At 45.0% G+C, this 13,907-nt stretch carries 11 protein-coding genes and 2 tRNA genes; 1 reads left to right on the top strand and 12 read right to left on the bottom strand.

The genetic code is table 11. The features are described from left to right. Window position 1: 1 nt before the first annotated feature. Both nlpI and pnp read right to left on the bottom strand, forming a co-directional pair. On the bottom strand, window positions 2–904 hold the full coding sequence (gene nlpI, locus L5M18_RS00375) for a lipoprotein NlpI (RefSeq protein ID WP_168822816.1): 903 nt from the start codon (window positions 902–904) through the stop codon (window positions 2–4). Between the two features lie 192 nt (window positions 905–1,096). Next, entirely contained in the window at window positions 1,097–3,196 is a 2,100-nt protein-coding gene (gene pnp, locus L5M18_RS00370) for a polyribonucleotide nucleotidyltransferase (RefSeq protein WP_105251702.1), read from the bottom strand. Between the two features lie 195 nt (window positions 3,197–3,391). Between pnp and L5M18_RS00365 the strand changes: the two genes are divergently transcribed. Then, on the top strand, window positions 3,392–5,446 hold the full coding sequence (locus L5M18_RS00365; RefSeq protein WP_105251701.1) for a putative bifunctional diguanylate cyclase/phosphodiesterase: 2,055 nt from the start codon (window positions 3,392–3,394) through the stop codon (window positions 5,444–5,446). Window positions 5,447–5,634: 188 nt separating this feature from the next. On the opposite strand, the gene rpsO is transcribed toward L5M18_RS00365, so the two are convergent. The 10 genes from rpsO to tpiA form a co-directional block, all read right to left on the bottom strand. Continuing rightward, complete coding sequence (gene rpsO / locus L5M18_RS00360) at window positions 5,635–5,904, bottom strand: 30S ribosomal protein S15 (RefSeq protein ID WP_028761447.1); 270 nt, start codon at window positions 5,902–5,904, stop codon at window positions 5,635–5,637. Between the two features lie 148 nt (window positions 5,905–6,052). Next, on the bottom strand, window positions 6,053–7,018 hold the full coding sequence (gene truB / locus L5M18_RS00355; RefSeq protein ID WP_263140107.1) for a tRNA pseudouridine(55) synthase TruB: 966 nt from the start codon (window positions 7,016–7,018) through the stop codon (window positions 6,053–6,055). Beyond that, window positions 7,018–7,476 (bottom strand): 30S ribosome-binding factor RbfA, encoded by a 459-nt coding sequence (gene rbfA, locus L5M18_RS00350; RefSeq protein ID WP_105251700.1) that lies wholly within the window; start codon window positions 7,474–7,476, stop codon window positions 7,018–7,020. The genes truB and rbfA overlap by 1 nt, the downstream gene beginning before the upstream one ends. Before the next feature lie 57 nt (window positions 7,477–7,533). Continuing rightward, window positions 7,534–10,176 (bottom strand): translation initiation factor IF-2, encoded by a 2,643-nt coding sequence (infB, locus tag L5M18_RS00345; RefSeq protein WP_105251699.1) that lies wholly within the window; start codon window positions 10,174–10,176, stop codon window positions 7,534–7,536. 25 nt (window positions 10,177–10,201) lie between these two features. Further along, window positions 10,202–11,701: a transcription termination factor NusA gene (gene nusA, locus L5M18_RS00340; protein ID WP_028761452.1), complete on the bottom strand. Its 1,500-nt coding sequence runs from the start codon at window positions 11,699–11,701 to the stop codon at window positions 10,202–10,204. A gap of 29 nt (window positions 11,702–11,730) precedes the next feature. Next, window positions 11,731–12,186, bottom strand: coding sequence for a ribosome maturation factor RimP (rimP, locus tag L5M18_RS00335; protein ID WP_006082718.1), 456 nt, complete (start codon window positions 12,184–12,186; stop codon window positions 11,731–11,733). A 173-nt stretch (window positions 12,187–12,359) separates the two neighbouring features. Continuing rightward, a tRNA-Met gene (locus L5M18_RS00330) sits at window positions 12,360–12,436 on the bottom strand. Between the two features lie 82 nt (window positions 12,437–12,518). Next, window positions 12,519–12,605 (bottom strand) — tRNA-Leu (locus tag L5M18_RS00325). An 11-nt stretch (window positions 12,606–12,616) separates the two neighbouring features. Next, the gene (secG, locus tag L5M18_RS00320) at window positions 12,617–12,952 is read right to left on the bottom strand and encodes a preprotein translocase subunit SecG (RefSeq protein ID WP_028761453.1); all 336 of its coding nucleotides are present in this window, start codon (window positions 12,950–12,952) and stop codon (window positions 12,617–12,619) included. Window position 12,953: 1 nt separating this feature from the next. Then, entirely contained in the window at window positions 12,954–13,736 is a 783-nt protein-coding gene (tpiA, locus tag L5M18_RS00315; RefSeq protein ID WP_006082720.1) for a triose-phosphate isomerase, read from the bottom strand. Between the last annotated feature and the right edge of the window lie 171 nt (window positions 13,737–13,907).

Here is a 13,907-nt window from a genome sequence, read left to right as displayed (position 1 = left end):
GTTATTTTGTGGCTTCGAGCAAACCTTTGACTTTGGCGAGTTCAATACGCGCATATCTATGTTCGACAAAATCATAGATATTGGTTGCCAATGCTAAGCGAAAATAGTTTGCAGCATCTTGATATTGCTTAGTTTCTATCGCCATTTTTGCAAGGTAAAAATAAGCTTCGCATAAACGTTCAGCATATTCTTTCGGATATGTTAAGCCTACTTTAGCGGCTGAAAAAACCTCATCACGGCTTTTTTTACCTAAATAATAATCGACGATAACGGTCGCCCAAGCATCATTTTCTAAATTCTGACGATGCTGCGCTAACTGTTTTTTCGCTTCAACGGAGTCAGCTTTCAAATCAATCAAATACAGCCATAATGCCCGATAACCGTCTTTATTATCGCCTGCATAAAACGCCTGCATATCTTTAGTCGCTAAATCAATGCGGTCGCCATAGTACAAAGCAATACCGCGATTCAAATAGGCATAATCATAATTAGGTGCTAACTCTAATACGCCATCGAAGGCTTCATAGGCGCTGTCGTATTCACCTTCTTGGGTGTAATAAATTCCAAGGAAATTATAGGCATCAGCAAGATCAGGCTGAAGTTTTAACGCTTGCATAAAATCAATCCGTGCGAGCAGTCTTAAGCCTACACTGTCGTAAATCACACCACGATCGTAATGAAATCTGGCTCTCTGTTCATTCGTCAGTTCGACCGTAGCCAAAATCTCGTTGAGTTTTGCCAGTGTCACTTCGACTTTATAATCAGGCATGACAGGCGCGACAACCAATTTACCTTCAACATCATTATGGTTATCTAAAGGAGACTGGGTGGTTGCGCATCCGGCTAACAACAGACTGGCACTCGCCAGCACAGCAACGACAGCGGTTCTAATTTTAAGACTCATCCATTTCTACCTTTTTAGATTCCCAACATACGCAGAAGAATCTTCATGATAGCAATCCCACCACAGGACCGCTATTAGGGAATTAAGATTAATACCGACTTTCTTAATGCCAAAACAAAAAAGGAGATCATTTGATCTCCTTTTGATGCAATCACTTAAAAAGTGTGTGCCTATAAATAAGTCAAAGACTCATTATTCAGCAGCAGCTTCTTTCGTTTGTGCTTCTTTAATTGACAGACGTACGCGGCCTTGACGATCCACTTCCATCACCTTAACGGCAACTTCTTGGTTCAGCTCAAGGTGATCAGACACGTTAGCAACACGTTCATCACTGATTTGTGAAATGTGTACTAAACCGTCTTTGCCCGGCAGAATATTCACGAATGCGCCGAAATCAACGATACGGATAACCTTACCATTGTAGATACGACCCACTTCAACTTCTGAAGTGATTTCTTCGATACGACGGATAGCTTCTTTAGTTGCTTCGCCGTTTGAAGAAGCGATTTTCACAGTACCATCATCTTCCAGTTCAATCGTAGTGCCCGTTTCTTCGGTCAGAGCACGGATAACTGCGCCACCTTTACCGATAACGTCACGGATTTTTTCTGGGTTGATCTTGATAACAGTGATACGTGGAGCGTGATCAGAAATATCATCACGGTGTGAACCAATCGCTTGATCCATCACGTTTAGAATATGTACACGTGCACCATAGGCTTGTTGCAGTGCGATATCCATGATTTCTTTAGTAATACCTTCGATCTTGATATCCATCTGCAGTGCAGTAATACCATCACGCGTACCCGCAACTTTAAAGTCCATGTCACCTAAATGATCTTCATCACCTAAGATGTCAGAAAGAACAACGAAATCATCGCCTTCTTTCACTAGACCCATAGCGATACCCGCTACAGAAGTCTTGATAGGTACACCGGCATCCATCAGCGCGAGAGAAGTACCACATACTGACGCCATAGAGCTTGAACCGTTAGATTCAGTGATTTCAGATACAACGCGTACGCTGTATGGGAATTCAGCCGCTGAAGGCATAACAGCGTTAATACCGCGCCAAGCTAACTTACCATGACCGATTTCGCGGCGCTTAGGTGATCCCACCATGCCTGTTTCACCAACAGAGTATGGAGGGAAGTTATAGTGCAGCATGAAACGGTTAGTGCGCTCGCCCATGATGCTGTCGATCTTCTGTGCATCACGTTCAGTACCTAAAGTACAAGTTACCAACGCTTGAGTTTCGCCACGAGTGAACAATGCGCTACCGTGAGTACGTGGCAATACGCCCGCTAACACACTTAAGGCACGGATCATGTCTGGTTCACGACCATCAATACGTGGCTCGCCACGGATGATGCGACCACGAACCACTTTCTTCTCTAAGCTACCCAGTAAGTTGTCAACTTCACGTAAATCAACGCTTGGATTGCTCGCTAACAAGGCTTCTTTTGCTGCTGCTTTAACAACAGAAACTTGAGCATAACGATCTTGTTTAACTTGGATTTTATACGCATCACCTAAACCAGCTTCAGCAAGCTCTTTAATTTGGGCAACTAAATCGGCATCTTGCGTTGGTGCAGTCCAATCCCAAGTTGGTTTACCGGCTTCTGCTTTAAATTCAGCAATCGCCTTGATAACCACTTGTTGTTGATCGTGACCGTAAACTACAGAACCTAACATCACTTCTTCTGGTAATGCTTGGGCTTCTGATTCCACCATTAATACTGCACCAGCAGTACCAGCAACCACTAAGTTCAGTTGACTGGTTGCAAGTTGTGCAACACTTGGGTTCAACACGTATTCGCCATCAATGTAACCCACACGTGCAGCACCTAAAGGACCGCTGAATGGAATACCAGAAATAGCCAGTGCCGCAGAAGTACCGATCATGGAGATGATATCTGGCTCGATTTGTGGATCGACAGATACTACGGTAATGATAACTTGAACTTCGTTTTTGAAACCATTAGGGAAAAGAGGGCGAATTGGACGGTCGATCAGACGAGCGATTAATGTCTCATCTTCTGAAGGACGGCCTTCACGCTTAAAGAAACCACCAGGAATTTTACCCGCTGCGTAGGTTTTTTCTTGATAGTTAACAGTCAGAGGGAAAAAGTCACGGCCTGCATCTGCATCTTTTTTACCGACAACAGTGACTAACACTGTCGTGTCACCCATACTCGCTAAAACGGCTGCATCAGCTTGACGCGCTATAACACCTGTTTCCAGGGTGACTGTATGTTGACCATACTCAAAACTCTTTACAATAGGATTCACGTGACCCATTCCTTAATTAATGACCTTGAATTACGCGCGTAAGTATACTGCAATTCGGATCAATAGATAAAGAGCAGATAATGATGACAAATACGTAACTTTTCACTAAAGTGGTTAAATCAACAAAGAGTTGCGGTTTATATTGATACGGAAAATCTCGCCGATGGTGAATAATTATCATGAAGGATGCGCCCGATGACAGGCCGTTTTAAGTCACTGACGTGGAAACAAACTAACCTAGTCGTATTTACTGCCCTATTTTTTGCCATTGCCATTTTTATTGTTGAAATCGCTTTAGTCGTCGTATCAACCAAACAACAACTCACGACCACTCAGCAAGAACTCCTTGATTCAGTTGAACAACCTGCAGCAAATGCCGTATGGGCATTAGATGATAATTTAGCCCGTCAAACTTTAGAGGGTGCCATCAAAGTCGAACATGTTGGCTCGGCGGTGATTGAGCTGGACGATGGCTCAATGTTTGTTTCTGTCAGTAATAATAAGCAGAATAACTCACAGACTTTTATCAGTTTAAGTAATAAATTATTTGATGATCTCAAAGAAATTTCTCGCCCTTTGTATAGGCCTTTTTATTTTGAAGGTACCCAACAACAGCAACTCATTGGTACATTAACGGTTTTCTACGATACCCAAGAACTCACAAACACCCTCTTCTCGCAGTTAAGATTTAGTTTTTTTGCTACTCTCGCTCGTGCACTCTTACTCACCTTAGTACTTTCCGTGGTATTCCATCGCTTCCTGACTCAGCCTATTGCACGCATCAGTGAAGCCATCGATAAGATCGAACCCGACTCTCCGGATGAAAATCTCTTACCTATGTCCAACGCACACAAGGATGATGAACTCGGCTTGGTAACCTCAAAATTCAACCAAATTCTTATTCAATTTAGCCAAACCCAGTCCAAACTGCGCAAAATGGCGACCCGAGATCCGCTAACTGGCTTACCGAACCGCACATTATTGCTTGAAACCATCGCAGTCACTATCCAACGCTCGCGAGTACACAAACGCAGCTTTGCATTGATGTTTATCGACTTAGACCGTTTTAAGAATATCAACGATTCCCTTGGCCACGCATTAGGCGATCAATTCCTCGCTCGTATCGCCCGCATTCTCGAACGATTCGTTGGTGATAAAGGCACAGTTTCCCGCTTAGGTGGCGATGAATTTGTTATTCTAGCCGATACAGTTCACACCCCAGACCAAGCGGCAGATTTTGTAGATAAGCTACTGATCCAGCTCAATGTCCCGATTCAATTAAATGAACATGCAATTCATCCTGCGGCATCGATTGGGATTTCTATTTATCCCGAAGACGGTAACAGCGCTGAAGATTTGATCCGTCACGCTGACATTGCCATGTACAGCGCGAAAGCTGCAGGCTCGAATCAATGGGCCTTCTTCAAACAACAGATGACTGAGCGAGCAGCAGTTCGTTTACGCACTGAAGCATCTTTACATGATGCGTTAAAAAACAATGAATTTTTACTGTATTTCCAACCGAAACTTGATCTGCAAACAGGTAAAGTCATCGCCTGTGAAGCCTTGATCCGTTGGCAAAAAGACGGACGACTCATCAGCCCCATTTCCTTTATTCCCGTCGCGGAAGAGACCGGTATCATCATTCCTATAGGTCGTTGGGTGATAGAGCAAAGCTGTAAAGTACTTAGGGAATGGCAGAAAAAATATAACTATGCCATCCCAATTGCAATTAATGTTGCCTCACAGCAATTTGCCGATGCTAGTTTAGTTCCCGATATCAAACAGATGGCATTACGCTATCAAATCCAACCCGAGTTGCTGGAAATTGAAATCACTGAAACCTCGTTGATGAACGACATTGAACTCGCTATCGCTAAGCTTGAACAATTGAAATCAGCCGGATTTGGTATTGCAGTCGATGACTTTGGCACAGGGTATTCTTCACTCTCTTACCTGCGCCATTTGCCTATCACTACCATGAAAATCGATCGTTGTTTCGTTTCCGATCTACCAGGGGATAGCGCAATTGCATCGACCATTTTAATGTTGGGAAAGCAGCTTAATTTGACCATTGTGGCCGAAGGCATTGAAAACGAGCAGCAATTGGATTGGTTGAAAGAAAATCAGTGCCAAGTCGGCCAAGGTTTCTATTTTAGTCAGCCTCTACCCCAAGCAGAATTTGAAGCGCTGTATATAGCAACACAAACAGCAACAATAAGCAGTCTTGATGGTTTACGTGGGGCTTAGGATACTTACATTGGCACTTAATCAATTCGATGCTTAATCACATTAAGCTAAGCATAACGGACCTAAACGTTAGACTGATTTTGGCTGTAACTTCTGTATATCTCTCGTTTGCACAATCAATATTCTGTTGAATTTTAGACAATAAAAAAGGAGGCTAAGCCTCCTTTTTCACGTTAGTCGACGCGAAATTAACGACGTAGACCTAACTTTTGGATCAGAGCAGTGTAACGTGCTAAATCAGTACGTTTCAGGTAAGCAGTTAACTTACGACGTGAGCTAACCATACGTAACAGACCACGACGTGAGTGGTGATCATGAATGTGCTCTTTGAAGTGATCTTGCAAATGGTTGATTTGCGCAGTTAACAAAGCAACTTGAACTTCAGTTGAACCAGTGTCGTTTTCACAACGGCCAAAATCAGCCAAAATTTTTGCTTTTGCTTCAGGACTTAGTGACATGTATATCTCCAAATAAATAATATGAATCTCTAGCCGATCACTAACTCAGCCAGAGGGCGCGCTATTTTACCCATAAACCCACCCTAGCGCAATAAAAGGCGGTGACTAATGCATCAACTAATTTAATCATTTGTCGATGGATAGCGGGCTAATGCGTTTCTGCAGGTTCGTCATGGATAACAATGAGTCGTTTCGGCGCTAATAAGCCATCTTCGTTCATTGTGCCAATCCCCACAAATCGGCGAATATCACCTAAAGTGATACGTACCAACTCATCGGTTTTCAATTCTGCATTAACCGGTACACGAACCGCTTGACCTTGCATTAAGTAAGGAGCTATCGCATCCGGCACATTCACCTCTGGAAAATCGGCCACGGCCGTGTCCATAGGCAATAACAGAGGGTCGAGTAATACGCTCGGATCTATCTGTTGTTCATGTGCTTGAGCAACTAGCGTTTCAAGTTGTTCTAAAGTGACCATTCTGGCATAGGGATACTGTGCAACTTGGGTGCGGCGCAGCATAATCACATGGGCGCCACAACCGAGCATCTCACCGAGATCGTCTATGATAGTGCGAATATAAGTGCCCTTAGAGCAATGAATGTCTAAGGTCAGCTCATCGCCTTCAAGACCGATGAAATTTAGCTCAAATACCGTAATAGGGCGAGATTCACGCGGCACTTCTATGCCTTCACGGGCATATTTATACAGGGGCTGACCCTGATATTTCAGCGCGGAATACATAGAAGGCACTTGCTGAGTTTCACCACGGAAGAAATCAAGCGCAGTTAATAGCTGCGCCTCGGTAAAATCAATGGCGCGGGTTTGCACCACTTCACCATCGGAATCACTGGTATCTGTCCGTTCGCCAAGCTTTGCCGTGACTAAGTAGCGTTTATCGGCATCCAATAAATGCTGAGAAAACTTAGTCCCTTCACCTAAGCATACAGGTAACATACCTGTCGCTAACGGATCGAGTGCGCCCGTATGCCCAGCTTTATTCGCATTAAAAAAGCGCTTTACCCTTTGCAATGCAAAGTTAGAACTCATGCCAGTGGATTTATCCAGCAGCACTATCCCATCGATAAAACGACCTTTTGGACGACGAGCCATTAATCTTTACCTTCCGTTTCATCTGCGTCATCAGCAATATCATCACCTAAGACTTCATCTTCAACCGATGCGTCTTCGCTGCCAAATTGCTGTTGCTTCGCTTTGTCTTGGTTGATCACTTGGCTAACTAAGTTAGACATGCGCATACCTTCAACCAGCGAGCTATCGTAGATAAAACGCAGTTCAGGCATGACACGCAGCTTCATACGACCCGCCACTAAAGTGCGGATATAAGGAGCTGCGCTGATCAAAGCGTTTAGCTTTTCTTGAACGACAGCTTTGTCTTCTTCAAAAAAAGTCACAAACACTTTGGCATAGCTGAGATCGCGAGAGACGTCGACGTCATTCACAGTCACAAAGCCAATACGAGGATCTTTCATGTCGCGCTGTAGCACTTGAGCAAGTTCTTGCTGAAGCTGCTGAGCGATTCGACGAGTACGACTGAATTCTTTTGCCATAATATTTCTTACCATAGCTTAAATTGATAAGGGCGGCTAAAGCCGCCCTTATTATCGTTACAGAGTACGAGCAATCTCGACGGTTTCGAATACTTCGATTTGATCGCCTACGCGAACATCGTTGTAGTTCTTAACGCCAATACCACATTCCATACCATTGCGAACTTCAGCAACGTCGTCTTTAAAGCGACGTAGCGATTCGAGTTCACCTTCGTAGATAACAACGTTATCACGTAGTACGCGAATTGGCGCGCTACGCTTGATGGTACCTTCGGTCACCATACAGCCAGCAATTGCACCCAGCTTAGGTGACTTGAACACATCACGAACTTCAGCCAGACCGATAATTTGTTGTTTGAACACAGGAGACAACATACCTGTCATTGCTGCACGAACTTCATCAATCAAATTATAGATAACGCTGTAGTAACGTAAATCAACACTTTCACTTTCGATAGTCTTACGGGCTTGTGCATCGGCACGTACGTTAAAGCCAACCATGATAGCGTTAGAGGCAGCCGCTAAGGTTGCATCCGTTTCAGTCAGTGCACCCACACCGCGAGCGATGATGTTCACTTTCACTTCGTCGGTAGACAAACCTGTTAACGAATCAGTAATCGCTTCCAGTGAACCTTGTACGTCCGCTTTAAGAACGATGTTCAGTTCTTTCACTTCGCCGTCTGTCATGTTCGCAAACATGTTTTCTAGCTTAGATTTTTGCTGACGTGCCAGTTTCACATCACGGAACTTACCTTGACGATACAGGGCAACTTCGCGAGCTTTACGTTCGTCACGTACGACTGTTGCTTCATCACCTGCAGACGGAACGCCTGACAGACCTAGAATTTCAACAGGAATAGATGGACCCGCTTCAGTGATTGAACGACCGTTTTCGTCTTTCATTGCACGAATTTTACCGTACTCAAGACCACACAGAACGATATCACCTTGGCGCAGCGTACCTTCTTGAACCAGAATCGTAGCCACAGGGCCGCGACCTTTGTCCAATTGTGATTCAATGACCACACCGGCAGCCATACCATCACGTACCGCTTTCAGTTCGAGAACTTCAGCTTGCAGTAAGATACCTTCTAACAGTTCGTCAACGCCTTCACCTGTCTTAGCTGAAACGAAGGCAAACATGTTGTCTCCACCCCAATCTTCAGACATAACACCGTGTTGTGACAATTCGCTCTTAACGCGATCGATATCCGCTTCCGGTTTATCCATCTTGTTCACAGCCACGATTAATGGCACGTTACCAGCTTTAGCATGTTGAATAGCTTCGATTGTTTGCGGCATTACACCGTCATCGGCAGCAACAACTAGCACAACAATATCCGTTGCCTTGGCACCACGGGCACGCATTGCGGTAAACGCGGCGTGACCAGGAGTATCAAGGAAAGTGATCATGCCATTTTCAGTTTCAACATGGTATGCACCGATATGCTGAGTAATACCACCGGCTTCGCCAGCAGCCACTTTAGCGCGGCGAATGTAGTCGAGTAACGAAGTCTTACCGTGGTCAACGTGACCCATGATAGTCACAACCGGTGCACGAGATTCTAGCTTAATGCCATCTTCATCATCACGGTCTTGTAGCACTTGGTGCTCAAGTTCGTTTTCACGGATAAGCACAACTTTGTGACCCATTTCTTCAGCAACTAGCTGGGCAGTCTCTTGATCTAACACTTGGTTGATCGTGACCATAGAACCCATTTTCATCATCTGTTTGATGATTTCAGTCGCTTTCACTGCCATTAAATGCGCAAGTTCAGAAACAGTAACAGTTTCACCGATACGCACATCACGGCTCACTGCTGCCACAGGTTTATTGAAGCCATGCGCCATAGACTCAGGTGCAGTGCTACGGTTACGCATGTGTTTTTCACGGCCGTCACGGGCATCTTTGCCGCCACGTTTTTTCGCGTTGCTCTTGTTACGAGCACGACGTCCGCGTTTTTCTTCATCTAGATCAGAAGTATCTTCAGCAGCACGAGCTACTTTAGATGTCGTGATGTGATGATCACCGTTTTTCTCGGCTTCTAAACGTTGGCGCTCTTCTTCGGCCCAGCGCTTAGAATGTTCTTCAGCGAGTAAGCGAGCAGTTTCTGCCGCTTTAGCCGCTTCTTCGTCTTGCTTACGTTTGGTTGCCGCTTCTTGCGCCGCTTTCAAACGTTCAGCTTCTAGACGAGCCGCTTCTGCTTCTGGTGACATATCTTTAACCACTTTCACTTCGGCTGCTGCTTTAGCTTTCGCCTTGGCTTCTGCTTCCACTTTTGCCTTAGCATCTGCTTCAGCTTTCACTTTTGCTGCCGCAGCAGCTTCTGCTTCGGCCTTTGCTTTTGCCAAAGCTTCTGCTTCGGCCTTCGCTTCTTCTTCAGCCTTCAGAGTAGCCTCATTAGCATCACGCTTAACGAAAGTTCGTGTTTTACGAACTTCAACTTTAACATCTTTAGATTGACCACCATTACCGGCCACACTTAGGGTCGATACGGTTTTACGCTGCAGCGTCATTTTCGTTGGCGCATTTTCGCCACCGTGCTGCTTTTTCAGATAATCCAGTAACTGCTGCTTTTCAGCTTCAGTCACTTTATCAGCTTGGCCTTTCTTAATTCCAGCCTGAGAGAATTGCTCAATCAGACGTTCAACACTTTTACCCACTTCCGTGGCCAATTTCTCTACGGTAGTATCTGCCATCAGTTAAATCCCCCTGTTGATCGACTTATGCTTCTTCGCCAAACCAACAGATATTGCGGGCTGCCATGATGAGCTCACCTGCTTTTTCTTCTGTCAATTCTTCAATTTCGATCAAATCATCAATGCCTTGTTCAGCCAAGTCTTCTAGAGTCACAATACCTTTGCTAGCGAAAACATAGGCTAAGTGTCTTTCAACACCTTCAAGTGCTAGCAACTCTTCACTTGGCTCCACACCATCCAGTGCTTCTTCAGTAGCGAGAGCTCGAGTTGAGATCGCCGCTTTTGCACGTTCACGTAAAGCTTCGACGAGATCTTCGTCAAAACCGTCAATCGCCAATAGTTCAGACACAGGCACATAGGCAACTTCTTCGAGCGACGTAAAGCCCTCATCTGCCAGTACTTGTGCAAAATCTTCATCGACATCCAGTGAGTTAACAAATAAATCAACCACCTTGGCACTTTCTGCCTGATGTTTCTTATTCATATCTTCCACTGTCATAACGTTCAGAACCCAACCAGTCAGTTGTGTTGCTAAACGTACGTTCTGGCCATTACGTCCAATGGCTTGTGCCAAACTATCGGCTTCAACAGCGATATCCATAGAATGGTTATCTTCGTCGACTATGATAGAGGCAACATCGGCTGGCGCCATGGCATTGATCACGTATTGTGCTGGATTATCATCCCACAACACGATATCAACACGTTCGCCACCCAGTTCATTCGAAACGGCTTGTACACGCGCACCGCGCATACCCACACACGCACCGATAGGATCGATACGGCGATCATTCGACTTAACGGCAATCTTAGCGCGAGCGCCTGGATCACGAGCAGCGCCCATGATTTCAATCAGTTCGTCAGCGATTTCAGGCACTTCAACACGGAAAAGCTCGATCAGCATTTCAGGTTTAGTACGGCTTAAGAATAACTGTGCACCACGAGCTTCTGGACGTACTGAGTACAATAATGCACGCACACGGTCACCAGGACGGAAAGATTCGCGTGAAATTAAGTCTTCACGGAACAATACGCCGTCAGCGTTATTGCCTAAGTCAACCACTACGCTCTCGCGAGTCGCTTTTTTGACCACACCAGTGATTAACTCACCTTCTTGATCTTGGAACTGCTCAACCACTTGTGCACGTTCAGCTTCACGTACTTTCTGTACGATCACTTGCTTAGCGGTTTGAGTGGTAATACGGTCAAACACCACTGACTCGATATCGTCTTCGATAAACTCGCCAGGTTGGATGTCCGGATTTTCGTAACGTGCCGCTTCTAACGTGATTTCACGATAAGGGTTTTCTAACGCTTCACCGTGATCATCAACTACCATCCAACGACGGAAAGTATCATAACCACCGGTTTTACGGTCGATAGCAACACGAACGTCAATATCACCTTCGTACTTTTTCTTGGTTGCTGTGGCCAGAGCAATCTCTAGCGCTTCAAAAATTTTCTCGCGTGGAACGGCCTTTTCATTTGAAACCGCCTCAGCGACTAGCAGAATCTCTTTATTCATCTCGTCTTGCCTCGTTCACCTTGAAACCATCAAAACTTAGCGATTAAGTTGCCTTTGCGGATATTATCCAATGCGACAACTAACTCTTTACCATTCACTTTCAGCGAGAGCATTTGCCCGTCGACCGCAGTGATGGCGCCTTTTAAATTACGACTGCCGTCAACCGGCATAGTCAATTGAAGCTTTACATCCTCGCCTACATAGCCCGCGTACTGCTCAGCAGTAAATAAGGGTCTATCTACACCTGGCGAAGAAACCTCTAGGGTATATTCTGTAGAAATAGGATCTTCAACATCGAGTACAGCACTGACTTGGCGACTTGCATTGGCACAATCTTCAATATTGATACCATTCTCACCATCAATGAACACTCGCAGTGTGGAATGCTTACCCGCTTGAACATATTCAATGCCCCACAGCTGAAAGCCTAATGCTTCCACAGGTACTTTGAGCATTTCTGCCAGTCTGAATTCTAACGTTGCCAAGATTGACCCCCGAAAAAACAAAAAAGGGCTTAATAGCCCTAGTACAACGCCACATACGAAGCATGCGACAAATGTAAAAGTCCCAGATAACAAAAAACCCCGTAATCACGAGGTCATTAATTTCAAGAACCTGTAAACCATAACGAATTCAAACACTATTCGTTACTAGGAGTTGGTTGCGGGGGCCGGATTTGAACCGACGACCTTCGGGTTATGAGCCCGACGAGCTACCATGCTGCTCCACCCCGCGTCAACTGTGTGCAAGTATATTGACTATCGTCATTTCTTGCAATAACTAAGAGAGAACTTATCTCGCCTATCTTAGTTATATTTGGTGCCGAGAGCGGGACTTGAACCCGCACGACCGTTAGGTCACAGCCACCTCAAGGCTGCGCGTCTACCAATTTCGCCACCTCGGCGACACCTTTTACTAGTCAGGAATTTTCGTTTCTGACTTTTGGGTTCCTTGCTCAACTGGTTGGGTAACCTGTTCAGTGTCTGAACCTAAATCTTTCCATGAATCTTCATTTTTTGCGTGGTTTGCACTTAAGTTACCAATAAGCAGACTTAAAGTGAAAAACGCAATGGCAAGAATCGCCGTACTGCGTGTCAGGAAATTACCTGAACCGCTTGAACCAAAAAGAGTACCTGATGCACCGGCGCCAAAAGAGGCCCCCATGTCAGCTCCCTTACCTTGCTGAATTAATACTAAGCCTATTAGACCTAATGCAACCAACAAGTAAATAACTACTAGAACTTCATACATATTATGCGCTCATCGCTATGGTACACAGACTTAAAAACTCGCTAGAGTTTAAGCTAGCACCGCCAATCAGTCCACCATCAACATCAGGTTGGGCAAATAAATCTGCAGCATTACTCGGTGTCACACTACCACCGTAGAGAATCCTGATATTTTCTCCGATAAACGGAGACACTTCAGAGAGGCGTTTGCGAATAAACGCATGAACTTCTTGTGCCTGCTCTGGTGTAGCACTTTTACCTGTTCCTACAGCCCAAAGCGGCTCGTAGGCGATAATAGCGTTATCAAAAGCCATAGTGCCATTTTTCTGGATCACTATATCCAACTCTTCAGCAATCACCTCGAAGGTGCGTCTTGCTTCTCGTGCTGGACCTGACTCACCCACACATAAAATTGGGGTTAAGCCATGCTTTTGTGCAGCGGCGAATTTCTCCGCTACGATATTACTCGTCTCTCCGTACATACGGCGACGTTCTGAATGCCCGATAATTACATATCGACATCCTGAATCTTTGAGCATCTGACCTGAAACTTCTCCGGTATAAGCGCCAAAGTCATGTTGACTAAGGTTTTGTGCGCCCATCCTAACAAGTGAACCGTCTAACGCTTCCTTGTTTGCTTCTAGCAGTTGCCTAACGCTCTCTAGATAGATAGAAGGCGGGCATAAAACCACTTCAGCTGAATCATTTTGGAGCTTAGAGGCAAATTTTTTGAACAACTCTTGCGCTAATGCCGCACTGCCGTTCATCTTCCAATTGCCAGCTACCATAGGACGTCTGAGTGCCATCACTGTCTCCTCTGAAAGCGGCGTGAATAATAGCGAACCACTTATTAAGTTACAATAGCTAAATTCGAATTTTTTCAGATATCAGGTTGGAATGCTTATTTTTTACACGCCAAAGCTGTTTTCTGTTCATTTGTGCAGCTAACACCTTAATTTTAAATTGGTATCAGCCGC

This window comes from Shewanella sp. SM20 (assembly GCF_025654545.1).
Lineage (GTDB): Bacteria > Pseudomonadota > Gammaproteobacteria > Enterobacterales > Shewanellaceae > Shewanella > Shewanella oncorhynchi.
The sequence above is the reverse complement of the archived record's forward strand: the minus strand, read 5'-3'. Positions and strand labels throughout refer to the sequence as shown.